This is a genomic window from Comamonas resistens, assembly GCF_030064165.1.
Classification (GTDB): domain Bacteria; phylum Pseudomonadota; class Gammaproteobacteria; order Burkholderiales; family Burkholderiaceae_C; genus Comamonas; species Comamonas resistens.
This window is the reverse complement of record NZ_CP125947.1, coordinates 3,111,812-3,138,572: the sequence shown is the minus strand read 5'-3', so window position 1 is coordinate 3,138,572 and position 26,761 is coordinate 3,111,812. Positions and strand designations below refer to the sequence as shown.

Genomic DNA, 26,761 nt, shown 5'->3' with positions numbered 1-26,761 from the left:
AATACGTATTTATCTGCGCTTGATGGTATTATATCAATAATACAAGAAAATGCTGAATTATTAGCATTTTTATGAATTCTAAAGCGATAGATGCTAAATAATTCAATGCATTCAGTGATCAAATCTGAATTGCAAGTTATTTATCACAACGGATCATCTCCCCTAGCCATTCCTCAACGCCTGCAACGATATGCCTGTCGCAGCGACTCACTTCGTCTGCACGTGCGTTGAAGCAGGTTGAGACCTAGTTAAATCCTAGGTAGCGATAAGTCACAGTTATCAATAATTAAATTGGAAATTTCATGAGTAATAAACATTCGACTATTTTAGTCTCTGATAAATATTGCAATCAAAAAACAGAGAGAAATCACAAAAACCAGAATGGGACAAACCAGATATTGAAAGGCGGCTCAGTTCAAGAATATATGAATGCCCGCCAAGCCGGCGCCACAAAGCGCGCTTACGCTTCTGATTTACGGCATTTCCTGGCACATGGAGGCATCATTCCTTGCACGCCCAAGCGGCTGGCGAAGTATCTGGCTGAGTCCGCCAACGATGGTCTGGCCGTTGTCACGCTGGAGCGCCGCATCACCGCGATCCACAAAGCGCATGTCGATCAAAAGCAGATATCACCGGCACACAGCGAAATCGTCAGGCAAGTCATGCAGGGCATACGCCGAACGCTCGGCACCAAACAGCGGCAAGTGAAGCCATTGACCAAAGATGACTTGTTGGCCGCGCTGGAAATCATCGAGAAAGTCCACATACCCGTCAGAGCGGCACGTGACCGTGCCATTCTGCTGGTTGGCTTTACGTCGGCTATGCGTCGATCGGAGCTTGTTGAGGTGTGTATGGAGCATTTGTCGTTTTCATCGGCGGGGCTGGAAATTGCAATACCAATCAGCAAAACGGATCAGGAGCGGTATGGCCGAACCGTTTTAATTCCGCGAGCCAATGGCAGTCAGTGCCCTGTCAAAGCCCTGATGCACTGGCTGAAGATAGCGGGCATAAGAACAGGCCATGTGTTCAGGTCTGTCAATCGCTATGGCGTTGTTGCCAAGCAAGGGCTGACACCGCAGTCAGTGGCGCTCATTGTGAAAGCGGCCGTGGCGCAAAACGGGGCTGATGTGCAGAGCTTCAGCGGCCACAGTCTGCGAGCTGGCTACTGCACCAGCGCTGCCGAACAAGGTCAGCCAGCTTGGCAGATACGTGAGCAGACTGGACATAAGTCAGACCTGATACTGGCAAAGTACATTCGCCGTATTTCTCGAAAGACCACTCCGAGTCTGCTCTAGGAGTCGCTAACATAGCCGATCCACAAAGCGTGCAGCGGCCAACGTCCACAACGCTTCTTGGGCATCCAGCCGCCTTTCAAAGCCGATTTGCAGCCTGAGCGGGCATTCGGCACCTTTGATGGAGTCCCGAAGGCCGGCAGCAGGGGCTGGAACTGTCGCCACCGCTTTGCTAGCGGGTGGTCTTGTCATGAGCGCTCGAAGCATCGAGGCTTCGAGGCTTCATGCTAGTCCTAGAGGAAAGTGGTGTTAGCAGCTCTTAGCTTGTTGTTGGTGTGGCTGGTAGGAACGATTGGCCAATGCGGTTCAATTTCCAGAGCTTAGTTTTATGGAATAGTTGCACACGAAATCGCAGGCACTTGGTTGGAAATGCATGCGTTCCAAGAGCAACGAGGGAGAATGTAATTTGAACGTCTTTGACTTCCGCCAAAATTTGGTCAACGAGTATGCCCAGTTCACGCGCAGCTTCACGCGGATCAAGGCCGATGATATTAGGGCCTTTGTCGACGCAGAGTACGCCTCCCAGAAATATTGGCCTGAGCCATTGATTCAGGTCAATCCCAACTTTCGGCCTGGCGGGACTGTTGAGGAGCTATGTGATGGACAGCAACTGAGCTCATCATGCGCGCAGATTTTCCGTTTTGGGAAGACAGCATCATCTGCCGGACTGACCTTGCCACTCTACAAGCACCAAGTTGAAGCCATCAGTCTCGCCTCGTCTGGTGAAAGCTATGTGCTAACTACGGGCACGGGTTCAGGAAAATCGCTTTCTTACTTTATTCCCATCATTGACTACTGCTTGAAGGCTAAGGCCAACGATGAGGCTAAGCGTACCCGCGCCATTGTTGTCTATCCCATGAATGCGTTGGCGAACAGCCAGCTTGAAGAACTGAAGAAATTCTTGGGAGCCGAACCTGATGCGCGCTCAGTGACGTTTGGTCGTTTTACTGGACAAGAAAGCACGGAAGAGCGGGAGGCAATGAAAGCCAACCCACCAGACATCCTGCTGACCAACTTCATGATGCTGGAGTTGTTACTGACGCGGCAGAACGCGATTGACCAACAGGTAATTGCTAATGCCAAGGGTTTGAAGTTCCTGGTACTTGATGAGTTGCACACCTATCGAGGACGCCAGGGTGCTGATGTGGCGCTGTTGGTGCGCCGCGTCCGTGAGGCCTTGGCTGATCAGTTGGTCTGTATCGGAACATCAGCCACTATGGCGACCGACGGCACTGAGGTCGAGCGCAACGCCAAAGTCGCGGAGGTAGCCAGCCGCTTGTTCGGCACCCAGATTCCGGTGACCAATATCATCACCGAAACCCTCAAACGCACCACACCTGAGACCGAAACGCTCGAGACCATCACCCCCCGCTTGGCCGCAGCCATTCAAGCGGGAGTGCCGCAAACTCTCGATTTCCCCGCCATGGCGCAGCACCCAGTGTCTATTTGGGTCGAGCTGACACTGGGTTTGACTTATGAGAGTGGGAAGCCCCGCCGCGCAAAACCCAAAACTTTGAACCTTGCCGCCGAGTTGCTGGCTAAGGCGTCGGGTCTGGAAAAAGAGCAATGCAGCGACTATTTGCAACGCTTCCTTCTTCGAGCTTATAACGTCACCGACCCATCAGGCAAGTCGTTGTTTGCCTTCAAACTGCACCAGTTCATCTCAGGTGGTGGCAAGGTCTTCTCCTCGCTCGAGGCGCCAGGTCAACGAACCGTGACTTTGGATGGTCAGCAATTCGTTTCCGGCGACCGCAGCCGCCACCTCTACAACGTCCACTTTTGCCGCGACTGTGGTCAAGAGTACATCCCGGTGTGGGACCAGGATGCAGTCGAAGGGCGAACCTTCTCGGTTCGCAGCATCGAGGAGCGTGAACACGAGGACGACGGCGTCAAGGCCGGCTACCTGATGCCGGATGTTTCTGGTGTTTGGGATGAGGCTGACCCAGAAAGCTACCCAGAAACCTGGGTGGAAGAGCGCGCTGACGGAGAGTGGCGCGTCAAGCCCACTCAGAAGAAATACATTCCGCAAGCCGTCAAGGTACGTTCAGATGGTGTTTTGACCCACGATGGTGGCTTGTCTGCATGGTTCATCCCTGGAAGCTTTCGCTTCTGTCTTTCTTGCGGTGTGACCCACACCAGCAATGGCAAAGACTCGTTGAGGTTGACTTCACTGTCTGGTGAGGGCCGAAGCTCAGCGACCACTATGTTGACCTTGGCCTCACTGCGTTACCTGTACGAGCAAGACCAGGAGCTCTCCCCTGAGGCCAAAAAGGTACTGGGCTTCTCGGACAACCGCCAAGACGCGGCCCTACAGGCTGGGCACTTCAACGATTTCCTTCAAGTCTTGTTGACCCGTGCGGCTTTGTTCTCGGCTCTGGAGGGTGCGCCGCAACAAACACTATCTGAAAAAGACATCGCGAATGCGGTGTTTGAGGCCCTCGGGTTTCACCGTGACGACTACGCGGTGCGTGCAGAGTACATGCAACAGCCTGAGGTCAAGGGCAACAGCCGCCGTCAGGTGCAAGACGCCATGCGTTCTATCCTGGGGTATCGGGCGTTTTACGACCTACGCAAAGGGTGGCGCTTCAATAATCCCAACCTGGAACAACTGGGCTTGATGCAAATCCAGTACCAGGACATCGATGACCTTGCAGCCGACGAGCAGGAGTGGAGCGAAGCACCTCAGGTCCTTCGGGCTGCGAGGCCTGCAGAGCGAGCTCATGTGCTGAGCTTGCTTTTCGGATTCATGCGTGAAGGCTTGTGCGTCGCCTCCCGCTACCTGGACCGCACAGAGCTGGACCAGCTTCGCACGGTGAGCTTTGCCAATCTGTGTGAACCCTGGGGCTTCACGGAGGACGAGCGCCCGGTACCTGCCAAGTGGTTTGTTACCAGTCGCCCCAAGGACGACAACAACGCGCGCATCAAGCGGCAAAAGCTTGAAGAGTATTTGGTCATTGGCTCCAGCCGCTCCCGCTTGGGCAAAGAATTCAAAAGAGGCAGTACCTGGGGTGGAAGCAATCCGTTCTATAAGGAAATTAAGGATGCCACCTATGGCGATGTGGTGGGGGCCTTGCTCAAAGCTGCTGAGAGTTATGGCCTAGTCCGTAAGGAAGAAACAGACTTTGGGCTGACTGGCTGGCAGCTCAATGGCAGTGCAATGCTATGGCAGGCCGGAAACGGCAGCGCAAGCCGTCAGGCCCACGAAAATGCGTTTTTCCGCAACCTGTACCGTAACATCGCGAAGCTGTTGAGCGAGCCTGCGCATCGCTTGTTCGATTTCGAGGCCCGTGAGCACACGGCCCAGGTTGAGCAAGACGACCGTATGGAGCGTGAAGCCCGCTTCCGGTTCACTGATAAAGACCGTGAAGAATGGCGTGAGAAGCACGGCCACGACCTCGAGTGGCTCCCCGTGCTGTTCTGCTCTCCCACGATGGAGTTGGGGGTGGATATCTCCTCGCTCAACACCGTGTACATGCGCAACGTACCGCCTACGCCGGCCAATTACGCTCAGCGCAGTGGTCGGGCAGGCCGCGCGGGGCAGCCAGCTCTGGTCATTACATACTGCGCCAGTCAGTCCCCGCACGACCAGTACTACTTCCGCGACCCGGTCCGCATGGTGCACGGTCAGGTCAATGCACCAACGCTAGACCTGGCCAACCGCGAACTGGTGCAAAGCCACCTGCAGGCCATTTGGCTGGCCGAGACGGGCAAGAAGCTGGGCAACAGCATTCGTGACCTACTCGATATGGAAAAGCCGCAGGACTTGCCGCTCACCACTGACTTGGCCGATGAGCTCTCCAAGCCCACTGCCCAACGCAAGGCTCATGAGCGTGGCCTGGCAGTGCTGGGCATGCTCAAAGACGAGCTCACGCCCGAGCGGGCTCCCTGGTTCACGCCGACGTGGTCAGAATCTGTGTTTCAGAGGGCGTTTAAGGAATTCGATAGCGCTCTGAACCGCTGGCGTGACCTCTACCAGGCCACTGCGCAGGCCATCGAGCTCAACTACAAGAAAGAAAACAACCCGTCAGCCAGCGAACGTGAACGCCGAGAGGCCCAACAGCGCCACAACGAGGCGCGCAAGCAGCGAGACCTGCTGTTAGCTGGTGACAGCGCTTTCAACAGTGACTTCTACACCTACCGCTACTTGGCCAGCCAGGGCTTCCTGCCCGGCTACAACTTCCCGCGCCTTCCTTTGATGGCGTACATTCCGGCCCGCCGAGGCAATATCGGGAGGGAAAGCTTCCTGTCGCGCCCTCGTTTCCTGGCCTTGAGCGAATTTGGGCCCTACAGCCTTATCTATCACGAAGGCAGTCAGTACCGGGTGACCAAAGCGCTGCTGACCATTGGTGGACAAGACCAAGTAGCCGATGGAGCCAAACTGCCCACCGAAGTGGCGCGCCTGTGCCCCATGTGTGGCTACGGCCACTTCCGCACCCAGCGTGATGCAGACCGCTGTGTGTCCTGCGATGCCTCTCTGGATGGTGCCGAGGAGGTTAAACACCTCTACCGCATCGAAAACGTCTCCACCAAGCGGGCCGAGCGCATCACTGCTAACGAAGAGGAGCGCGTGCGCCAAGGGTACGAAATGCAGACCACCCTGCAGTTCGCTCAGGCAGACGGCAAGCTGCAGATGGTGACGTCCGTCGTCTCTGACGAGCAGGGCCCCTTGCTGGAACTCCAATACGGTCCGGCTGCCACCATTTGGCGCATGAACTACGGCTGGAAGCGACGCAAGGACAAGAAGGTGCTGGGCTTCATGATTAACCCCGTCACGGGTCACTGGGTCGGCGGAGAGAACGAAGCGGGAGACGGCGAAGGGGACGAAGCGCCGCCAGACAAGACGCCCCCACAGCGCATCGTTCCCTTCGTGGAAGACCGCCGCAACATCCTGGTCGTGATGCCGCATCACCGCTTGGGTGTGCTGGAAGAAACGACCATGACTACGCTGCAGTACGCTTTGAAGCGTGGCATCGAGGCGGTGTACCAGTTAGAAGAGAGCGAACTCGTGGCAGAACCGCTGCCTGGGCGTGACAACCGCCAATCCATCCTGTTCTTCGAGGCGGCTGAAGGTGGAGCCGGGGTACTCACCCGTATTGCCACCGAGCCCCAGGCTCTGCGCACGGTAGCGGCAGAAGCACTGCGCATCATGCACTTTCAAATGCCGGATGATGAAGGTGAGGCCTGGAAAAAGTCCGAACTTACCCAGGAGGTGGACGAGCATGACCACCCCCTCTGCGAGGCCGGTTGCTACCGCTGCCTGCTTTCCTACTACAACCAGCCAGACCATCCTCTCATTGACCGGCAAGATAAGAAGGCCGGAGGGCAGTTGCTTGATATCCTCTGCCGGTTGACAGAATCCACTTCAGCCCGAGGCTCTCAAGGTCGTGCGCCTGAGCAGCACAGCGCGGAGCTGGAGCGCATGTCCTCCAGCTCGCTGGAGAAAGTCTGGCTCTCCCACATGGAAGAGCACGGCTACCTCAAGCCAGACCGTGCCCAGCACACGTTAACGGCTGTAGGCGTGAGCGCAGATTTTTTCTACGATGACTACAACCTAGCGGTTTTTATTGATGGCCCTCACCACGACATTGAGAGTCAACGAGCCAAGGATGCTCAGACCAACCGCAAGCTGGAAGACTTAGGTTTTATAGTCGTCCGCTTTCCCAAAGAACAAAACCAGTGGCCCGCTATTTTCGCGGCCAATGCAGACCTGTTTGGGCCTGCTCAGAAACACTGAATATGAACACTCCTGTCGCCGAGTTTTACCCCGGCAGTCTCGTATCGGCCCGTGGCCGCGAATGGATAGTGCTGCCCGAATCCACGGCCGATACCTTGCGCCTGCGCCCCTTGGGCGGTGGTGAAAAAGACGAATCGCTCATCTACTTGCCACTGGAGCAACAACCCGTTGGCCCCGCTACTTTCCCGTGGCCTGTGGTGACCCAGGCGCGCAACCACTCTGCCAGCCAACTGCTGATGGATGCCCTGCAGCTCAAGCTGCGCAGCGGGGCCGGCCCGTTCCGCAGCTTTGGCAACATTGCCGTGGAGCCGCGTGCCTATCAGCTGGTGCCACTGCTGATGGCCATGAAGCAGCCCACTGTGCGCCTGCTGATTGCCGACGACGTAGGTATCGGTAAAACCATTGAAGGCGCATTGATTGCTCGCGAGATGCTCGACCGCGGCGAAATCCACCGCATGGCCGTGCTGTGTCCGCCGCACCTGTGCGAGCAGTGGCAGCGCGAGCTGGAGGACCGTTTCCACATTCAGGCCGTGGTGGTGCGCAGCGCCAGCGCTAACCGGCTCGAGCGTGACCTGCCGCCCGGCACCTCGGTGTTTGACGCTCTTCCCTTCACCGTCGTCAGCCTGGACTACATCAAGTCTGAACGTCGGCGCGAAGCCTTCCAGCGGTTTTGCCCCGAATTCGTCATCGTGGACGAAGCCCACACCTGCACCCAGGGCGGTCAAGGCCGCCAGCAACGCTTCCAACTCCTGAAGGGCTTGGCAGAAAACCACCAGCGCCACATGGTTCTGCTGACTGCCACCCCCCACAGCGGTGACGAAGGCGCCTTCTTCAACCTGTTGGGCCTGCTGCGCAAAGATTTCACCCAGCTCAAAGACCTGCCCGTCGGCGCCCGTACCGACCTGCGTGAAGACCTGTCGCGCCACTTTGTCCAGCGCCGCCGCCCAGACATTGCCGAGTGGCAAGACGCCAGCATGTTTCCCGACCGCGAGACGGCGGAGATCACCTACAAGCTGACCGGTGCCTGGGGGCGGCTGTTTAACGACGTGCTGGACTACGCCCGCGAGCTGGTCGTGAGCTCCGAAGGCAAGGGGCAACGCGAACAGCGCATGAACTGGTGGGCCGCCCTGGCCTTGTTGCGCTGTATTTCCTCGTCGCCGGCAGCTGCTGTGAACGCTCTGCGCACCCGCCTCAAAGGTGGGCAGTGTGTAGGAGAAGAGGGCGCGGAACTCTCGCTCGAAGAGCTCGAAGCCCAGGCCAGCGAGCGCGTCATGGATGGCCTGGACGACGCACTGTCCACCGATGACATTGAGCCCGCAGCCCAGACCGAAGACACCGCACACCTGCAGGACCTCATCGCCGCCGCTGAAAATTTGGCTGGTGCCGCCAACGACCCCAAGCTGGCCAAGCTGACCACCCACCTGCAAGCCCTGGTGGAAGAAGGCTTCAAGCCCGTGGTGTTCTGCCGCTATATCGCTACTGCCCACTACCTGGCTGAGTACCTGCGCGGCAAGTTCAAGAAAGCCACCGTCAAAGCAGTGACCGGCGAACTCACTCCCGGTGAGCGTGAAGCCGCTGTGGCCGAGCTGGGTGACACAGAGCTACGCATTTTGGTTGCCACGGACTGCCTGTCTGAAGGTATCAACCTTCAAAGCCTGTTTACCGCCGTGGTCCATTACGACCTGAGCTGGAACCCCACCCGCCACGAACAGCGTGAAGGCCGCGTGGACCGCTTTGGACAGCAAGCAAAAAAAGTGCGCAGCACCATGCTCTACGGCGAGGACAACCCTGTGGACGGTGCCGTGCTGCAGGTGATTCTGCGCAAGGCAGAAAGCATCCGCAAAGAACTGGGCGTGCTGGTGCCCATGCCTGACGATGAAGGCAAGCTCACCCAGGCCCTGCTCAACGCCGTGCTGCTGCGCAAGCACAACGCACTGGGCAAACAAGCCCAAATTGGCTTCGACTTTGGCGAGCCCGCCCAGCAGATTGAGACCGCTTGGCAAAGCGCACGCGAGAAGGCCGCCAAAAACCGCTCCATCTTTGCCCAGCGCCGCCTTAAACCCGATGACGTACTGCCGGAGTGGCGAAAATCCGCCGCCGCACTCGGCAACGAAGACGATGTGCAGCGTTTTGTAAGCCGGGCCATGGTCAAGTTGGGAGCGGGCCTCGAACCCTATAAAAACCACTTCAAGGCACCACTGGAAGCCTTGCCCCAAGCCTTGAGGGAGCGTTTAGCCGCCGAAGGCCTGAGTGGCACCTTGCGCATTGACTTTCAGCAACCTTCCGCCCAAGGTTCCATCTTTATCCAGCGTACCCACCCACTGGTCGTCGCTTTGGCAGACACCCTGCTCGGGCAGGCCCTGGACAGCCAGAATGCAGATGCTGACGGCGTGGCCCGTGCTGGCGCTGCCTTTGTCGGCAACGTCACCCTCAAAACCACCGTGCTGCTGCTGCGCCTGCGCCACCAGCTCAGCATCACCCGCGATAACAATACCCGACTAATGCTCTGTGAAGAAACCGTGGCCGTCAGCGTCGCTGGTACCGAGCCTTTGACCGAACTTCCCTTGCCACAAGCCCGCGAATTCCTAGGCGCCCAGGCCAGCCGCAACATGCCCCCTGTGATTCGAGACCGTCACATCCAGCAAGCCCTGGACCAATTGCCAACCTGGCAGCCCTCGCTGGAAGCCATTGCACAAGACCGGGCCCACAGCCTGCTGGCCGACCACCGCCGCGTGCGCGAAGCTGCCGAAGCCCGCGGTAGCTACCAGGTCACCGCCAGCTTGCCGGTGGATGTGATGGGCGTTTACGTGCTGGTCCCAGCTATGGTGGAGGCTTGACCATGGCTCGCAAAACCACCCAACAACTCGCCTACACCGCCCTACGCATTGAGGGTGGCCTCATCCCGGCCGAAGAGCTCACCCGCCTGACCACCCTGGCTGCGCCCGAGGCTACCGAGCAGACTGAGGTGCACTATGACATCCCCAAGGGACTCAAGCTGCGCGACGAAATCGCACGGTATTTCAAGATTGCGCAAAACCTTTGGCAAGACTTTGCACAACAACGCCATCGGCAAGACGCCAACCCCCACAGCGTCACGGAGCAAACCCTGCTGCTGCCTTTGCTGCGCCAAGTGCTGGGCTACGCCGACTTGACGGCACAAAGCAGCCTGTCCGCCAGCGGCAACAGCCAACAATCCTTCAACATCGGCCACGCCGCCTTCGGCGGCCGCCTGCCCGTGGTGCTCGCTGGCTTTGACCACCCTCTGGACCAGGCCGCCGAGCGCTTTGGGGACACCAATCCTGACACCGGCCGAACTCGCCGCCGCAGCCCCTACATGTTGGCCCAAGAGGCGCTGAATGCATCTGACCAATCCCTGTGGGCCATCACCAGCAACGGGCTCAAGCTGCGCATCCTGCGAGACAACCCCAGCCTGACCCGTCCGGCCTATATTGAGGTGGACCTCGAAGCCATCTTCACCGAAGAGCTTTACGCCGACTTCACCGCTTTCTGGTTGTTGGCCCATGCCTCGCGCTTTGGCAAAATTCAGCAGGACGGCACACACACAGAAGCCACCGACTGCCCTTGGGAGCGCTGGCGCAACGCGGGCCAGAAAAGCGGCGAGACCGTACGCATGAACCTGCGCTTTCAGGTTGAACATGCCCTGCGCAGCCTAGGTACAGGCTTTTTAAGCCACCCAGCTAATACCAGACTGCGCGAGCAGTTACAAAATCAAGAGCAAAGCAGCGCCACCAAACAGGTATTTTTTGAAGAACTGCTCAGCCTGGTCTATCGCTTCATCTTCCTGGCTACGGTGGAAGACCGCACAGACCCCAGCACGGGCCGCTCGCTCATCTTTACGCCCGACGCCACATTCGAGCAGGAAGAACGCTACTGGCAGGGCTACAGCCTGACCTGGCTGCGCGAACGCTCCGTGCGCCGCAGCAGCCATGACACCCACAGCGACCTGTGGCAAGCCCTGTCTATCACTTTCCGTGGGCTGGCCACCGGCCAAGCCGCGCTGGGCTTGCCCGCCTTGGGCGGCTTGTTTGCCCAAGAGCAATGCCCATTGCTGAACCAGTCTCAGATAGACAACCGCCACCTGCTGGCCGCCGTCTTCCAACTGGGCTACTTCCGCCAGTCTACAGGGTTGACCCGCGTCAACTACCGAGACATGGGTGCTGAAGAACTGGGCAGTGTGTATGAAAGCCTGCTGGAGCTGGTGCCCGACTACCAGCACCTCAGCCAGCCCCACGCGGCCCGCCTGGCCTTTGTGGGCGATGACGACGACGCTAGCAACAAAGGCAATGCACGCAAGCTCACTGGCAGCTACTACACGCCCGATAGCTTGGTACAAGAGCTCATCCAGAGCGCGCTCGACCCCGTGATTGCGCACGCCGTGCAGGCCCACCCCGCCAACCCTGTGCAGGCCTTGCTGGAACTGACAGTGTGCGACCCTGCCTGTGGCAGTGGACACTTTTTGCTGGCTGCTGCCCGCCGCCTGGCCGATGAGGTCGCCAATTTGCGTGCCGCCGCCCTGGGTGGCGCCCCCACACCCGCCGACTACCGCCACGCCCTGCGCGATGTGGTGAGCCGCTGCATCTATGGTGTAGACAAAAACCCCATGGCCATTGCCCTGGCCAAAACCGCGCTATGGCTGGAGGCTTATACCCCTGACCGGCCCCTGACCTTTATCGACCACCACCTGCAAGTGGGCGATGCCCTCTTGGGCGTGCTGGACCCCAAGATTCTGGAAAACGGCATCCCCGACGCAGCCTACGCTGTGCTTAGTGGGGACGACAAAGCCACAGCCGCCGCGCTGAAGAAGCAGAACAAGGCCGAGCTTAAAAGTTGGAAAGAGGTTGTGGCAAATGACCTGTTTGCCGCCAGCAGCTTGGTGCAAGACGCCAGCGCCGTGGAACAGCTAGCCGACGACACGCTGGACGGCATCGCCACTAAGCGCAGCGCATGGGCGCACGCCAACCAGCAGGCCGCCCAAAGCACCCTGGCCAAGCTGGCCGATACTTATGTGGCTGCCTTTTTAGCGCCCAAGGTTCCGCAAAACCAGGCGCACATTCCGATGTCGGGTTACCTGTGGGGCTTGATGCACCCCAACCTTAACCAGCCAGCCAATCTCGAGTTGAACCAAGCCGCGCACGACCTGTGCCGTGCTCACAGTGTGTTCCATTGGTGGCAGGCCTTTCCGCAGGTGGCGGCCAAGGGCGGGTTTGCCGTCATGTTGGGCAACCCTCCGTGGGAGCGCATCAAGCTGCAAGAAGAGGAATTCTTTGCAACCCGCAGCCCGTTGGTAGCCACCGCCAAAAACAAGGCCGAACGAGCCAAGCGCATTGAACTGCTGCGCCAGGGCCTGCTGCTGCACACCCTGTACCCAGACGTGGAAGCCGCAGAAGGCCTGAGCCCGCCCAACCGCGCCGAAATGCGCCTGTACGAAGACTTCATCGCCGCCCGTCGGGGCGCCGAAGCCGCAAGTCTCTATGCCCATGACAGTGGCCGTTACCCGCTGACTGGCGTGGGGGATGTCAACACCTACGCGCTGTTTGCTGAAACCCTATTACAGCTCACCACACCGCAGGGCCGCGCAGGTTTTATCGTGCCGACCGGCATTGCGACTGATGACACCACAAAGATTTTTTTTGGCTCTGTAGTTTCGTCTGGGCGTTTAGCGAAGTTGATTAGCTTCTATGAGGTCCGTAAGTGGTTCCCGGCCACAGATGAACGTAAACCGTTTTGTCTCTTGACGCTCGGTACATCGGGAAGCGCTAAGTTCATATTTGATGTCAATCGAATAGCGGAACTGGTGTTAGACGCAAAGTGGTACGAGCTTCTTCCGGAAGAGTTTCGGCTACTTAATCCCAATACACGGACTTTGCCCACATTCCGTAGCAAACGTGACGCAGAGTTGACCAAAAAGCTCTATCGCGCCGCACCTGTGCTCATTCGTGAGGCCGAATGGTCCGGCGATGGCCAAGACGCACGCCTCATCGCACCTGAGGTCAATCCCTGGAGCATTCGTTTTTCAACGATGTTTCACATGTCCAACGACAGTCACCTTTTTACTGCAGGCCCTGCCGATGCAGACCTCAGCGAGGCGCACAAGCGCCTGCCGCTGTATGAGGCGAAGATGATTCACCAGTTCGACCACCGCTGGGCCACCTATGTAGACAACCCAGACAACCCCATTGAGCAGGACATCGAAGACGTTACTTGGGCACAGAAAGTAGACCCCGCATTCACCGTGCGCCCACGATACTGGGTGGAGGAGTACGAAGTACTGGCACGTATTGCCCGTGTGCCCGGTAGGGTTGCAAACGCTTGGCTGGCTTTCAAAACAGCCACCGAAGCTGCTCAGGTCGATGACGGCGGAGACGGTGAGCGGGCGGCTGCTATGGTCACTTGCGGCACTTCATTGACCCTGGCCGTGGCACAGTGGGTGGCCGGTGCGCTGCTGCGACAGCGGGCCGAAGGCATTGTCCCTGAACTTGTGGCCTCCACGGCGGACATGTTTGCTGCACCCAACAATGATGTGGCTGCTAGTCACCCAACGGCAGGCTCCAGCACCTCCTTGGCCTGTCTGAGCAATGCTGCCACTGCCTGGGCACTGACCCAAAAAGTGGAAGCCCAGATGGCGCAGCAACACCGTTGGCTGGCCGATGCACTCAAGGCCGACGGTTCCACCGGCAAAAAAGCCCTGTCGCTGTTTCAGAAATGGGCGCGACAAGACGACCCAGCCCAGGGTGAGGGCTTGAGTCAAGATGAACTGGCCCAACTGCAAGCCCTGCAAGGCTCAGATAGCAAAGACTTTGAACTGCAATGGCTGGACGCCTGGATGGACAGGCGCAGCCCGAGGTGGCTGATTGGGTGGCGGGATATCACGAATGCCGCAGCGGAGCGCACAGTACTGGCATCGGTGTTCCCTAGATACGCTGCAAATCACAAAACACCACTGTTATTCATCGAGGCCAAGTACTCAGCTGCGCTCAACGCATGTCTGCTGGCAGGAATCAATTCCATTCCGCTGGACTACATCGCAAAGCAAAAAGTGAGTGGCTCGTCGTTGACCTACCACTACGTCAAGCAGTTTGCCGTTCTACCTCCTGAACACTACAGCGAGACCGACCTTGCCTTCATCCTCCCACGCGTGCTGGAACTCACATACACAGCCCACGACATACAAGCCTGGGCCGACGACCTGCTGGCCGCCATGCCCAGCGCCGACCCGCGCCCGCCCGAACAGCACGGTACCCCGCTGCCCCCTTTTCCCTGGAATCCCGAGCGCCGCGCTCAACTGCGCGCCGAACTCGACGCCTACTACGCCCGCCTATACGGCCTCACCCGCGACGAGCTGCGCTACATCCTCGACCCGGCAGACGTTATGGGCGCGGACTACCCTAGCGAAACTTTCCGCGTTCTTAAGAAAAACGAAATTCAGGAGTTTGGGGAGTACCGAACACAGCGGCTGGTGCTGGCGGCCTGGGACAAGTTGTCGAAGGGCTTGGAAGAGTCAACGGCTGAGGAAGAGGATGTGCTGTCGCCCATTTACTCTGAGCAAGGTGTCATCAAGACTCTGGATGAAGCTGAATTTGCAGGACTTTTGCTCTCTTTAGTCAGAGCCAGCGAGCTCGGTATGAGTGTGGACCAACTGCAGGATGCTGTTGTGAATGTTGCATTGGCAGGACGCTACCTGAATGCAGTCGACGCGCAACGACTAAGAGGGTTGAGCAGCTCACTTCCGCTACTCAGCCAAACTTCCACGTTGGACTTGGTTCAACCATTTGTGCTGCGGCTTGAGTCGGCACAACTGCTGCAGCGCAAGCGGGATGGCGGGTCTGTTGTGTTCATTGCGGGGTTAGGTGAGACTCCCGCCGATGTACTGGTTCGGCCGTCACACCCTGAGTTGGCTAGTTTGATGCTCAAGCTTTCAGTTCATCGGTCTGCTACCGCCGCGCAGCGGGACGAAGACGGTGGTGATGACCCACAGGTCAGGTTTGGAGGGTAAGAAACAGTATGAAATCAGGACTTCAGAATCTTCAGGCAGTGCGTCCACTGCCACGGCTTTGGGTAGAGCGGGTTTGGATTTTGGAGTCCCGCGAGCCTCTGTGCTGTATTCGTGATATTCCTCTGAGGCCAGGTATAAACGTCGTGTGGGCCAGAGAGCCGGACGATAACTCAGGCTCTGGCCTGGCGAGTGCTGGCCATGGAGTTGGAAAGACCTCGTTTTGTCTTCTACTGCGCTATTTGCTGGGAGACGACGCCAGTGCCATCTCAGCGCTGAGGGCCAAAGCGGCTGCGAATTTCCCCAAAGGTGGTGTGGCGGCTCAAGTTCATATTGAAGGTGTCTCTTGGCTAGTCTTCAGGCCCTTCGGTGCATCGTCGCCCTCATGGGCCAAGGTAGGCAACCAATTAGACGAGTTGTTTGATGAACCGCGAGCAACACCGTTTCAGGACTACCTGGAGGCTTTGCAAAGCGGCTTCATTGGCCGCCTCCCCACGCAAGTGCTACCTGGAACAAACCAACCTTTGGAGTGGCGGCATCTGCTTGCTTGGTGTGTCCGGGAGCAGCGAACTCGCTTTGATGGATTTTTTCACTGGCGCGAGGGTGAGGGTCTGGGGTTTAGGCGCTCGCGGGTAGACCCTCCTCTGTTTGTGAGTTCGGTACTGGGAATTTTGAATGTCGAGGTGGTCAGGTTGCTTCAAGAAGCCGAGCAGCTTGATGCGGAGTTGAATAAGGTGAAAAGCCAGATTCCTATTCTGGAGAAGGTGTCGGCGATGGAGCTGGACCGACTGGAGCAGCGAGTTCGCACCAAAGTGGGTGCTCGCAAGGAGTTGCCGATATTCGAGTCCATTGTGGAAGATTCCCTAGCTTCCCAGGTAGCAGAGTCTTTACGCCGTGCAGCGTTGAACGAACAGACGATTGAAGCGGAGGCGCTTGCTGCCGAGCAAGCTATGGAGCCGGATTTGGTCTTACTGAATGACTTGCGGTCGGTATGTGCACAGTCCATTTTGGAAACACAATTGAGCAAGGCGCTGTATGAGGCACGGGAGAAAGATGCACTGCGTCTAAGAGGCGAAATTGACGAGCTCACACGTCTGAAAGGTCATTGTTCGCATGGAAGGGTCGATTTCGATAGTTGCAGTTACGTTCTAAGTCGCAGGTCCACGGTAAGCATGCATGGGCGAATGGACGTTAAGGATGCTCAGGCTTCGCTTCAAGTAAGGCTTGCCTCTTTCAATAAGGCTGCTGAGGATGAGAAGGCCGCTAAGGCACGCTTGGATAAGCAGGTTGCTCGAGTAAAAGAGCTAAGAGCTGGTGTGGCTAGGCTACGGATGCGGGTTGCCACGAGCCAGATTGGGCGCGATACGCTTGCGGCGGATTGGAAAGAGTTTCAAGCTCAGTACGCGCTCCGAGCCGAGGGGAAGGGCTCTGAGGCGTTGACTTCTGCGCGGACCCATGAGGGCACTTTGACCGAGCAGGTTAATGGCAAGAGAGCAGCACTTGCTACGCGGCGGCTGCAAGCATCAGCGCGTGTCGAGCAAATCAAAGTCATTACGTCTATGGTAGCGGCCGCGCTGCTTGGTGAAGAAGGGCACGGCCGCTTCGTGCACGACTCTGACCAGCGCCCCTTTGAGCTGGCTCTCGGCGGTGAGGCATATCAGGTACTTGAAGTACTTTTGGGCGACCTGAGTTGCTTGCTCGATGCGGCAACCTCTGTTGAAAGCCACCATCCTGGCTTCCTCGTTCACGACTGCCCGCGAGAAGCGGACATGAGTGCGCTTTTGTACCGGAATTTTCTCTCTACGGCGTTCGAAGCCGATAAGCAGCTATCTACCTCGGAAGGAGTACCCTTTCAGTACATCGTCACCACAACCTCGCCCCCTCCATTGGAGCTGGGTAAAGATCCTTTTCTGGTGCTGGAACTTCAACCAGGAAAGGATGAAGCGTTGCTTTTTAAGAGGAAGCTTGAGGTCGAGTTGCCTGGGTTTGCTTCGAAAGACGGCGGCAATGCTGCGTGATGCACTTTGGTGACAGTTGGTGCGTATACCCATGCTTTCCTCTTTCCAAAAGAATATGCCAACGAGGCTAGAGGGGTTGTGCAAAGCCGTGGGATTTGTGATGGGACAGAGGCTGCTTAAGACTGAAAGCTATGTTCTCCAAGCTTGCGTTGGCCATAACGAGTTTCAGAAAATATTAGACGATGCCACATGAAACCACTAGAACGTATTCGTATCGAAAAAGCCGCTGCTGATTGTGGCTTCGAGCGACAAATAACGCTTAATGAAAAAGGTCAGTTGGAACTACGCTCGGCCATTTTTCCCGAGTTTATATGTGTGGAGTTGACTCCGACAGGAGGGTACAAGCTAACGAGTTCCGCATTTGCCTTGCTTCATCCTCATTCTATGACTGGGGCATTGCAAATTACAGGGTTTGAACAGCTTTATCAAGTGTTACAGCATGCGTCTGCAATGGCGCGGACGATACCGAACCGCGTGGCTGATGTATTCAGTGTTGATTTCCACCCAGAAGTGACCCACTAGCCCCCGGTTTTTCCATCTCAATCTGACCCACGCATTAACCCTAGCCTGCTGCTTTCTTGTGCAGCAGGAGACCAGGAGTGATTGACGTGGCTACTTTGAGTGTCATCCGACGCTGGGCTCTGCGTGAGCACCTGTCCATCCGAGAGATCGCCCGCAGAACCGGGCTTTCTCGCAATACCATCCGCAAGTATTTGCGTGCCGATGTTGTGCAGCCTCGTCTTGCACAGCGCACCATCGTCACCAAGCTAGACCCATTTGCCAGCAAACTCTCGGGCTGGCTGCGCACAGAAGCCAACCGCTCTCGCAAGCAGCGGCGCACGATCAAGCAGATGTTTCTCGACTTGCAGGCGTTGGGCTATACCGGCTCCTACAACCGAGTTGCTGCCTTTGCCAGAGTGTGGAAGGCTCAGTGTCATGCGGCTGAGCAGACATCAGGGCGAGGCGTTTTTGTGCCTCTGGTCTTCAGCGCTGGAGAAGCCTTCCAGTTTGATTGGAGCGAGGATTGGGCTGTCATTGCGGGTGTACGGACTAAGCTGCAAGTGGCTCACTTCAAGCTCAGCCACAGCCGAGCCTTCTATCTGCGGGCCTATCCGCTGCAAACCCATGAGATGCTGTTTGATGCCCACAACCGTGCCTTTGCGGTGTTTGGAGGCATCCCTAGGCGAGGTATCTACGACAACATGCGCACAGCCGTCGATCGTGTCGGTCGTGGCAAGCTCAGAGAGGTCAATGCCCGTTTTAGTGCCATGGCCAGCCACTTCCTGTTCGAGGCACAGTTTTGCAATCCGGCCTCGGGATGGGAGAAGGGACAGGTCGAGAAGAATGTTCGGGACGCTCGCCATCGTATCTGGCAATCTGTACCAGCGTTTCCGACACTCAGTGCACTCAATGATTGGCTAGAGCAACGGTGTCAGCAGTTATGGCAAGAGATTGCGCATGGCCAATTGCCTGGCTCTGTCACAGATGTTTGGGTGCAAGAGCGCTCAGCCTTGATGCCCATGCCTCGGCCGTTTGACGGCTTTGTTGAGCATGCCAAACGGGTCTCGCCCACCTGTCTGGTGCACTTTGAACGCAATCGCTACAGCGTGCCAGCCTCTTATGCCAACCGGCCTGTGAGCTTGCAGGTTTATGCCGACCGCCTGGTCGTCGTAGCCGAAGGCCAGTTCGTCTGTGAACATCCGCGCATCATTGAGCGCAATCACCAAGGCGCTGGGCGAACGGTCTATGACTGGCGTCACTACTTGGCCGTATTGCAGCGCAAACCCGGCGCATTGCGCAACGGTGCTCCGTTTAGCGAGCTGCCAGACGCGTTCAAACGTCTGCAAGCCCTGCTGCTCAAGCAGCCTGGCGGCGACCGTGAGATGGTGGAGGTGCTTGCCTTGGTGTTGCAGCACGATGAGCAAGCCGTCCTAGCCGCTGTCGAGTTGGCATTGGAGGATGGTGTGCCTCGTAAGACCCACATCATCAATGTCTTGCACCGCCTCATTGATGGAACACCGGAACCTGAGCCCATCCATTCACCCCAAGCCTTGGCTTTGATCGTTGAGCCACAAGCCAACGTCGTGCGCTATGACCAACTCCGACAGGTGCGCCATGCGTCATGACCCAGCCATTGCAGCAATCATCATCATGCTCAGGCAGCTCAAGATGTTTGGCATGGCCCAGGCCGTGACAGAACTTGCCGAGCAAGGCTCACCAGCATTTGAAGCAGCACATCCCATACTGTCGCAACTGCTCAAGGCCGAGAGCGCAGAGCGAGAAGTGCGCTCTATTGCCTATCAGCTCAAGGCAGCCAAGTTTCCGGTCTACAGAGATCTGGCGGGCTTTGACTTTGCCCACAGCGAAGTCAATGAAGCCTTGGTGCGCAGCCTTCACCGCTGTGAATTCATCGAGAAGGCTAACAATGTGGTGCTTGTCGGTGGCCCTGGTACTGGCAAGACCCACATCGCTACGGCGCTGGGTATCCAGGCCATCGAGCACCACCGCCTAAGGGTGCGCTTCTTCTCTACCGTGGAATTGGTTAATGCCCTGGAGCAAGAGAAGGCACAGGGCAAAGCCGGACAGCTCGCCCACAGGCTGGTGCATACGGATCTGGTGATACTCGATGAGCTTGGCTATCTGCCCTTCAGCTCATCTGGTGGTGCGCTACTGTTCCATCTGCTCTCGACGCTTTACGAACGCACCAGCGTGGTGATCACCACTAACCTGAGCTTTAGCGAATGGGCCAGCGTGTTTGGTGATGCCAAGATGACCACGGCCCTGCTGGACCGCCTGACCCACCACTGCCATATTATGGAAACAGGCAATGACAGCTACCGCTTCAAGCATAGCAGTGCAGTCCAACAAACGCCCATGAAGAAGGAGAGAAACAAAACCTTATCCACATCTTGAGCCTTACGGCTCAAGCCAAAGGGTGGGTCAGTTTGAGATGGAAATAGCGGGTCAGTTTTGCATGGAAATCAACATATTCAGAGCCCAAACGCACAATCTTCCAAAAACTACTGAAGCTGAACGTATGGTCGTTCAACGTGTAGGGCAGGACATCTTTCGGGGAGCATTGCTCGACTTTTGGCAAGGTCGTTGCTGTGTCTCCGGGCTGGCGGTGCCATCTTTGCTACGCGCATCGCATATCAAACCCTGGGCCTTGTGTGCCTCTGATAACGAGCGGTTGGATGTTTTCAATGGTTTGTTGTTGGCGCCTAATTTCGATGCCTTGTTTGATGGCGGTTGGATTTCTTTTTCGAATCATGGCACTTTGCTGGTTTCAAATACCTTGCCGATGGAAGCACAACAGAATTTAGGTATTTCAATTGATTTGAAAATACATAATTTGAAAATTGAAAATTTTTCGTATCTTGAATTTCATCGAGATGTGGTTTTTAAAAAATAGCAACAATGAGTGTGCCTAAATAAATTTTCCCTTTGATGCACTGGAAGCTTGGAGATATTTTTGACTGCATTTTGGTAAAACACATGCTGTTGATTGGAGGTGTTTTTGCTTCGAGTGGAGATTGAGCATTAATTTCGATTGCGAGGTGGGCTGTATATGGTGGGGCCGTTAAGTGATTGCGCCGAACTTCTTCGCATTCATACTGCGAACTACCTCGTCGATATGGGATGTTGCCAAGTGGGAGTACCGCTCCGTCATTTTGGTGGTTTGGTGCCCCAGCACTTTGCTGATAGACAGAAGGCTGGCTCCGTTCATGGCAAGGTAGCTAGCTGTTGTGTGACGAAGGTCGTGGAAGCGGAACCCATCAACACCCGCCGCTTGCAATGCAGAGCACCATGGCCTGCGAAGGTCGACGGGCTGATCTGCGTTCACAGCACTCGGGAAAATAAGCCCGGTAGTGGTCTTGGCTTGCAGGCTATCAAGCAGCTTTGTGCGCCGCTCTTCCAGCAACTCCAGGGCAGGGGAGGTCAGCAAGACCGAGCGAGCTTTGTCGTTCTTGGTTTTGGTCAGATGTACGCGAGTGAAGCTCTGATCTGGTGGAGTGTGAATGTCCTGCCAGCGCATGCCCATGATTTCGCCTTTGCGCATACCAGTGGAAATTGCCAGTAGCACGACCAAATAGAGGTCGGAGTTCGGAGAGTTTTTGCATGCGTGCAGCAAAGCTTCTCGCTCGGCATCTGTCAGATAGCGGGTGCGCTCGTTTTTGACTTTGGGGCGTTGGACATTCTCGACTGGTGAAGACTCGCACCAGTTCCACTGCTTACGTGCCACATTGAACGCATGAGAGAGCGCCATCAAGTAGCGCAGCACGGTCGCAGGTGCAGGGGATTTGCCCAGCCGTGTCTTGGATTTTTTGAGCTTATCCATGCTCCGTGTCACAAGGTCCGTTGTGACTTCAGACAGGGCGTAGTGGCCAAGCTCATCAATCCACCATGCAATGTGCGTCTTGTGATCTTTGCCGCCGTTGGCTTTGTCGATCAGCACGTTGTCGCGGTAGCGCTCCAACATCTCGCGCACGGTGTGCTTGCTGGCGGTGCTTTTGCGGATAGTCATGCCAGTACGGATTTCGGTTTCCGTCTGGATGGCCCATTGCTTGGCGTCGGTTTTCCTCAGAAATGTCTTGGACTGAGGTGGATAGCCTTGGATACGGACTTGAGCTTGGTAGCTCACCTTTCCGTTCTGATCTTTTCGTTCGCGGATTGCAGCCATGGTGCATCTTGTGTGTGGTCAGCGAAATGTGACGGCACAAGAACTGGCTGAAGAGATAGCGCTACTGCGCAGCGTTGTTCAGTTGTGCCGTCTACTGTGACTTGAGTGTGACAGGAGACGGCACTTTGAACAATCACGACTCGTAAGTCGTTGAATTTATTGGTGCCGGAGACATGAATCGAACACGCGACCTTCTCATTACGAATGAGCTGCTCTACCGACTGAGCTACACCGGCGATAAGCTAGAAATTATAGCGCTTTTTCATCGGCTTCGAGGTGATAGCGGGTCACACGTTCCACTTCGTTCTTGGAGCCGAGCACCACGCTGACGCGCTCATGCAGTTGTGTGGGTTGGATGTCCATGATGCGCTGGCGGCCGTTGGTGGCCATGCCGCCTGCCTGCTCGACCAGCCAGCTCATGGGGTTGGCTTCGTACATCAGGCGCAGCTTGCCGGCCTTTTGGGGCTCGCGCTTGTCCCAGGGGTACATGAAGACGCCGCCGCGGCACAGGATTCGGTGCACGTCGGCCACCATGGCCGCCACCCAGCGCATGTTGAAGTTCTTGCCGCGGGGGCCTTCTTCACCGGCCAGGCACTCGTCCACATAGCGCTTCACGGGTTCATCCCAGTGGCGCATATTGGACATGTTGATGGCGAATTCCTTGGTGTCTTCGGGGATCTTGACGTTTTCCTCGATCAGCACGAAAGAGCCTTGCTCACGGTCCAGCGTGAACATGGACACGCCATCACCCACGGTCAGCACCAGAGTGGTTTGAGGACCGTAGATGCAGTAGCCGGCGGCCACTTGCTGGGTACCGGGCTGGAAGAAATCGCTTTCATGCACGCCTGGGTGGCCTTCAGGCTTCTTGAGCACGCTGAAGATGGTGCCGATGGACATGTTGATGTCGATGTTGGACGAGCCGTCCAGCGGATCGAACATCAGCAGGTATTCGCCCTGAGGGTAGCGGTTGGGCACCACGTAGATGCCTTCCATCTCCTCCGAGGCCATGGCAGCCAGGTGGCCGCCCCATTCATTGGCTTCGATCAGGGTCTCGTTGGCGATGATGTCCAGCTTCTTCTGCACTTCGCCCTGCACGTTCTCGCTGCCGGCCGTGCCCATGACGTCGCCGAGCTCGCCCTTGTTCACGGCAAAGCTGATGCGCTTACAGGCGCGGGCCACCACTTCCAGCAGCAGGCGCAACTGGCCAGGGATGAGGCCGTCCACACGTTGCTGCTCGACCAGATAGCGGGTCAGGCTGATGTTTTTCTTCATGAGAGAACTCCTTAAAAATTCTTGGCCAATCCCAGGGGATTGAAAACAGTTGTTGGGTGCCTAAGGTTTGCTGCGATTGGTGGATCGCTTGGCAAGTTCGGCGCCTAGTTGCTTGGAGCGCTCTAAATGAGTGCTGTCCTTATTGGTTTGGGCAAGATTTTCGTATGCCGCCAGCCATTGCCGGGCTTGTTGCTGCTGACCCTGTTCCTGGGCTAGCACCATGAGCTGGAAATAACAGTCGTAGACAGTTTCGTGATCCTGTGCCTTGAGGGCAATATCCAGACGCTGCTGCAGATAGCCACGCGCCAGCTCCAGATCACCGAGCTCGTAGCTGTTTTGCGCCATATTGGTCAGCAGCCCGCGCAGCAACTCGGGACGGCCCAGGGCTTGCAGGCGTTCGCGCGCCACGGGCAGCAGGCGCTGATTGGCCTGTAGTGCTTCACGGTATCTTTTTTGCTCATGCAACAGATAACCTTCGTCCTCATACACACCCAGGATCTGGGTCTGTGTGGGGAAGTCCAGCGCTTTGGCGATGGGCCTGGTTTCGTCCCAGCGCATCTCGGCAGGCAGTTTGGCAATGCTTGGCAGCGGATACTGCGATTGAAAATGCTTGACCCATCGCATGGCAGCCTGATGGTCGCCTGCATCGGCCAGCCAGCGAATGCTGGAATGGCGCAAATAGAACTGAGGGTAAGCAAGCTCGGTAGAGGTGGTCGTCGGCAAGACCGCAAGCGCTTTCTGGGCGGCTTGAGCTGCTTCGGCAGGCATCTGGCGTCGGCCATAGACACTGGCTTCGGTGTAGTAAAGCCGGAAGATGTCTCGTGCAGATGCCTTGGTCAGCAGAGGTTCCAGCGCCTTGAGGTCTCGACTCATGGCGCTGCCGCTGAAACTGCCGCCTTCGGTGAAGACGCTGGCATACAGCGGCGCAAAGCGTGCCTCAAAACCTGAGGCAGGGCTGGCGGCCTGGGCGCCAAACCCCAGCACAGCACTCAGAGTGGCCACGCTTTTGCGGAACATGCCTGATGTCATGGGGCTCAGTCTGCCAGCGCGCGCGTGATGACTTCACGCACGTCATTGGACAGATTGGGCCTGGCTGCCACACGCTCTATAGCCTGGCGGGCCGCGCTGCGGTAGGGCTCGGTCAGCTTCTTCCAGCGGTCCATGACCCGGGCCAGACGGGAGGCCACCTGGGGGTTGATGCCGTCGATCTCGATCACGCGATCGGCCCAGAACACATAGCCCGCCGCATCGGCGCGATGGAAGGCGCCAGCATTGTTGCAGTAGCTGAAGATCAGGCTGCGTGCACGGTTGGGATTCTTGATCTGGAAGTCGGCATGCTTCATCAGCGCCTTGACTGCCGGAAGCACATCGCCGCCGCGGTCGCTGGCGGCAGCCTGCAGCGCAAACCATTTGTCCAGCACCAGTGCATCCTGCTTGAACAGGGCGTGGAAGCGCTGCAGCGCCTGCTCGGCCAGAGGGCTGGCGCTGTAGACCAGGGCAGAGAGGGCGGCCATGCGGTCCGTCATATTGCCGGCGTCCTTGCAGCGCTGGTAGGCCTTGCCGGGCCAGACCGTGTCGCCAGTCCGGGCTGCCTGCAAGCACAGCATGGACAGGGCGCGACCTGCCAGAGCACGGCGGCCGGCGCTGACATGGTCGGGGCGATAGGCGCCGGTGTCTCGGTTGGCTTCCCAGATGTTCTCCCATTCGGGCTGCAGGGCACTCGCGAGCTGCAAGATCATGGCTTCGCGCACGGCATGCACGCGCTGCGGATCGACTTCTGCCAACTGCTCGGCGATATAGCTCTCGGACGGCAGCGTGAGCACCAGATCCTTGAACGCCGCGTCCAGCTTGTCATCGCGCAGCACGCGGCGCATGGCTTCGATGAAGTCCGCCGGCAGGATTTCGGCACTGGCTTCGCCGCTGGCAGCGATTGCCTTCAGGGCATAACGCAGGCCCAGGCGCTGGCTGGCTTCCCATTGGTTGAACGGGTCGCTGTCATGGGCCAGCAGGGTCAGCAGATCGGCATCGCTGAATTCATGCTCCAGCACCACGGGGGCACTGAAGCTGCGCAGCAGCGAGGGCACGGGGGCTTCGCTCACATTGCTGAAAACAAAGCGCTGTTCGGCTTCGGTCAGCACCAGCATGCGGCTGGCGACTGCCTGGGCCGCATCCTCGCCTTGCAATTGCAGGGCGATGGGCTGGCCGCTGGCCGTGAGCAGACCCATTTGCACGGGAATGACGAACGGCAGTTTCTCGGCCTGACCCACGGTGGGCGCGCAGCTTTGCGACAGCGTCAGCGTATAGGTCCGGGCGTCGGCATCGTACTGGCCCACGGCCTTGAGCACGGGTGTGCCGGCCTGGCTGTACCAGCGGCGGAACTGCTGCAGATGCTGAGCCAGGGGAGAGCCCGAGTTGGCGTCGGCAATGGCCTGCGAGAAGTCGTCGCAGGTCACGGCTTGGCCGTCATGGCGCTCGAAGTACAGCTTCATGCCCTTGGCAAAGCCTTCGCGGCCAACCAGGTTGTGCTGCATGCGTACGACTTCCGCGCCTTTTTCGTAGATCGTGACCGTGTAGAAGTTGTTGATCTCGATATAGCTGTCGGGGCGCACGGGGTGCGCCATGGGGCCTGCGTCCTCGGGAAACTGCACGGTGCGAAGCACGCGCACATCGTCGATGCGCTTGACGGCACGGGCCGAAGCCGTGCCCGCCATGTCCATGCTGAACTCCTGATCGCGGAACACCGTCAGGCCTTCCTTGAGGCTGAGCTGGAACCAGTCGCGGCAGGTGACGCGGTCACCCGTCCAGTTATGGAAGTACTCGTGTCCGACGACGGATTCGATATTGGCGTAATCGGTGTCGGTGGCCGTGGCCTGGCTGGCCAGAACATACTTGGTGTTGAAGATGTTCAGGCCCTTGTTCTCCATGGCGCCCATGTTGAAGTCGCTGGTGGCGACGATCATGAAGCGGTCCAGATCCAGGCTCAGGCCAAAGCGGGCCTCGTCCCATGCAACGGAGTGCATGAGGGAGTTCATGGCGTGCTCGGTCTTTTCCAGGTCGCCGGGGCGCACAAAGACCTGCAGCAGGTGGTCGCGGCCGGCCCGGCTCTTGATCTTCTGCTCGCGGGCCACCAGATTGCCGGCCACCAGCGCAAACAGATAGCTGGGCTTCTTGTGCGGATCGACCCACTTGGCAAAGTGGCGGCCGTCTTCCAGATCGCCGGACTCCACCAGATTGCCGTTGGACAGCAGCACCGGATACTGGGCCTTGCTGGCGCGCAGTGTGACGGTGTACATGGCCATCACATCGGGACGGTCCAGGAAGTAGGTGATGCGGCGAAAGCCTTCTGCCTCGCACTGCGTGAAGAACGTGTCCTCGCTCACATACAAGCCCATGAGCTTGGTGTTCTTGATGGGGGCGCAGGTAGTGAAGATTTCCAGCTCCACGGGCTCGTTGCCCTCGGGCAGGTTCTCCAGCACCAGCTGGTCGCCGTCCATCTTGAAGGAGGTACCACCGCCGTTGACCATCACCCGAGCCAGATTCAGCTCGTCGCCGTCCAGGCGCAGCGCCTGTGCCGGCACCTCGGGGTTGCGGCGCACGCGCATCTTGCTGAGCACGCGCGTCTTGGCCGGGTCCAGGTCAAAAGTCAGGTCCACCGTGTCGATCCACCAGGCCGGGGCCTCGTAGTCGGCACGATAAATCGCGGTGGCCGGGGCTTGCCCGTCACGCAGTTGCAGCATATCGATTCCTTTCTAG

General features: G+C 57.7%; 13 protein-coding genes and 1 tRNA gene. 9 read left to right on the top strand and 5 right to left on the bottom strand.

The window, feature by feature from the left end; all coding sequences use genetic code 11:
• The first annotated feature begins 302 nt into the window (after window positions 1-302).
• The 9 genes from QMY55_RS14580 to QMY55_RS14540 all read left to right on the top strand — a co-directional run bounded on the left by QMY55_RS14580 (window position 303) and on the right by QMY55_RS14540 (window position 20,467).
• Entirely contained in the window at window positions 303-1,295 is a 993-nt protein-coding gene (locus QMY55_RS14580) for a site-specific integrase (protein ID WP_283484913.1), read from the top strand.
• Between the two features lie 370 nt (window positions 1,296-1,665).
• Window positions 1,666-7,026, top strand: coding sequence for a DEAD/DEAH box helicase (locus QMY55_RS14575; RefSeq protein WP_283484912.1), 5,361 nt, complete (start codon window positions 1,666-1,668; stop codon window positions 7,024-7,026).
• 2 nt (window positions 7,027-7,028) lie between these two features.
• The gene (locus tag QMY55_RS14570) at window positions 7,029-9,863 is read left to right on the top strand and encodes a helicase-related protein (protein ID WP_283484911.1); all 2,835 of its coding nucleotides are present in this window, start codon (window positions 7,029-7,031) and stop codon (window positions 9,861-9,863) included.
• A gap of 2 nt (window positions 9,864-9,865) precedes the next feature.
• Window positions 9,866-15,040 carry an Eco57I restriction-modification methylase domain-containing protein gene (locus QMY55_RS14565; protein ID WP_283484910.1) on the top strand — a complete coding sequence of 1,725 codons (5,175 nt, stop codon included), beginning with the start codon at window positions 9,866-9,868 and terminating at the stop codon, window positions 15,038-15,040.
• Window positions 15,041-15,048: 8 nt separating this feature from the next.
• Window positions 15,049-17,055, top strand: a complete 2,007-nt coding sequence (locus QMY55_RS14560; RefSeq protein ID WP_283484909.1) for a hypothetical protein — start codon at window positions 15,049-15,051, stop codon at window positions 17,053-17,055.
• A gap of 189 nt (window positions 17,056-17,244) precedes the next feature.
• Entirely contained in the window at window positions 17,245-17,577 is a 333-nt protein-coding gene (locus QMY55_RS14555; protein WP_283484908.1) for a hypothetical protein, read from the top strand.
• A 77-nt stretch (window positions 17,578-17,654) separates the two neighbouring features.
• On the top strand, window positions 17,655-19,181 hold the full coding sequence (gene istA, locus QMY55_RS14550; protein WP_283484907.1) for an IS21 family transposase: 1,527 nt from the start codon (window positions 17,655-17,657) through the stop codon (window positions 19,179-19,181).
• Entirely contained in the window at window positions 19,171-19,968 is a 798-nt protein-coding gene (istB, locus tag QMY55_RS14545; RefSeq protein WP_283484906.1) for an IS21-like element helper ATPase IstB, read from the top strand. The genes istA and istB overlap by 11 nt, the downstream gene beginning before the upstream one ends.
• A 61-nt stretch (window positions 19,969-20,029) precedes the next feature.
• Window positions 20,030-20,467, top strand: a complete 438-nt coding sequence (locus QMY55_RS14540) for an HNH endonuclease (protein ID WP_283484905.1) — start codon at window positions 20,030-20,032, stop codon at window positions 20,465-20,467.
• Window positions 20,468-20,635: 168 nt separating this feature from the next.
• On the opposite strand, the gene QMY55_RS14535 is transcribed toward QMY55_RS14540, so the two are convergent.
• The 5 genes from QMY55_RS14535 to pepN form a co-directional block, all read right to left on the bottom strand.
• Entirely contained in the window at window positions 20,636-21,736 is a 1,101-nt protein-coding gene (locus QMY55_RS14535) for a tyrosine-type recombinase/integrase (RefSeq protein WP_283484904.1), read from the bottom strand.
• A gap of 160 nt (window positions 21,737-21,896) precedes the next feature.
• Window positions 21,897-21,972, bottom strand: a tRNA-Thr gene (locus tag QMY55_RS14530).
• 13 nt (window positions 21,973-21,985) lie between these two features.
• Window positions 21,986-23,008 (bottom strand): class 1 fructose-bisphosphatase, encoded by a 1,023-nt coding sequence (locus QMY55_RS14525; protein ID WP_283484903.1) that lies wholly within the window; start codon window positions 23,006-23,008, stop codon window positions 21,986-21,988.
• Between the two features lie 60 nt (window positions 23,009-23,068).
• Window positions 23,069-24,025: a tetratricopeptide repeat protein gene (locus tag QMY55_RS14520; RefSeq protein WP_283484902.1), complete on the bottom strand. Its 957-nt coding sequence runs from the start codon at window positions 24,023-24,025 to the stop codon at window positions 23,069-23,071.
• A gap of 17 nt (window positions 24,026-24,042) precedes the next feature.
• Complete coding sequence (gene pepN / locus QMY55_RS14515; protein WP_283484901.1) at window positions 24,043-26,745, bottom strand: aminopeptidase N; 2,703 nt, start codon at window positions 26,743-26,745, stop codon at window positions 24,043-24,045.
• Window positions 26,746-26,761 lie beyond the last annotated feature (16 nt).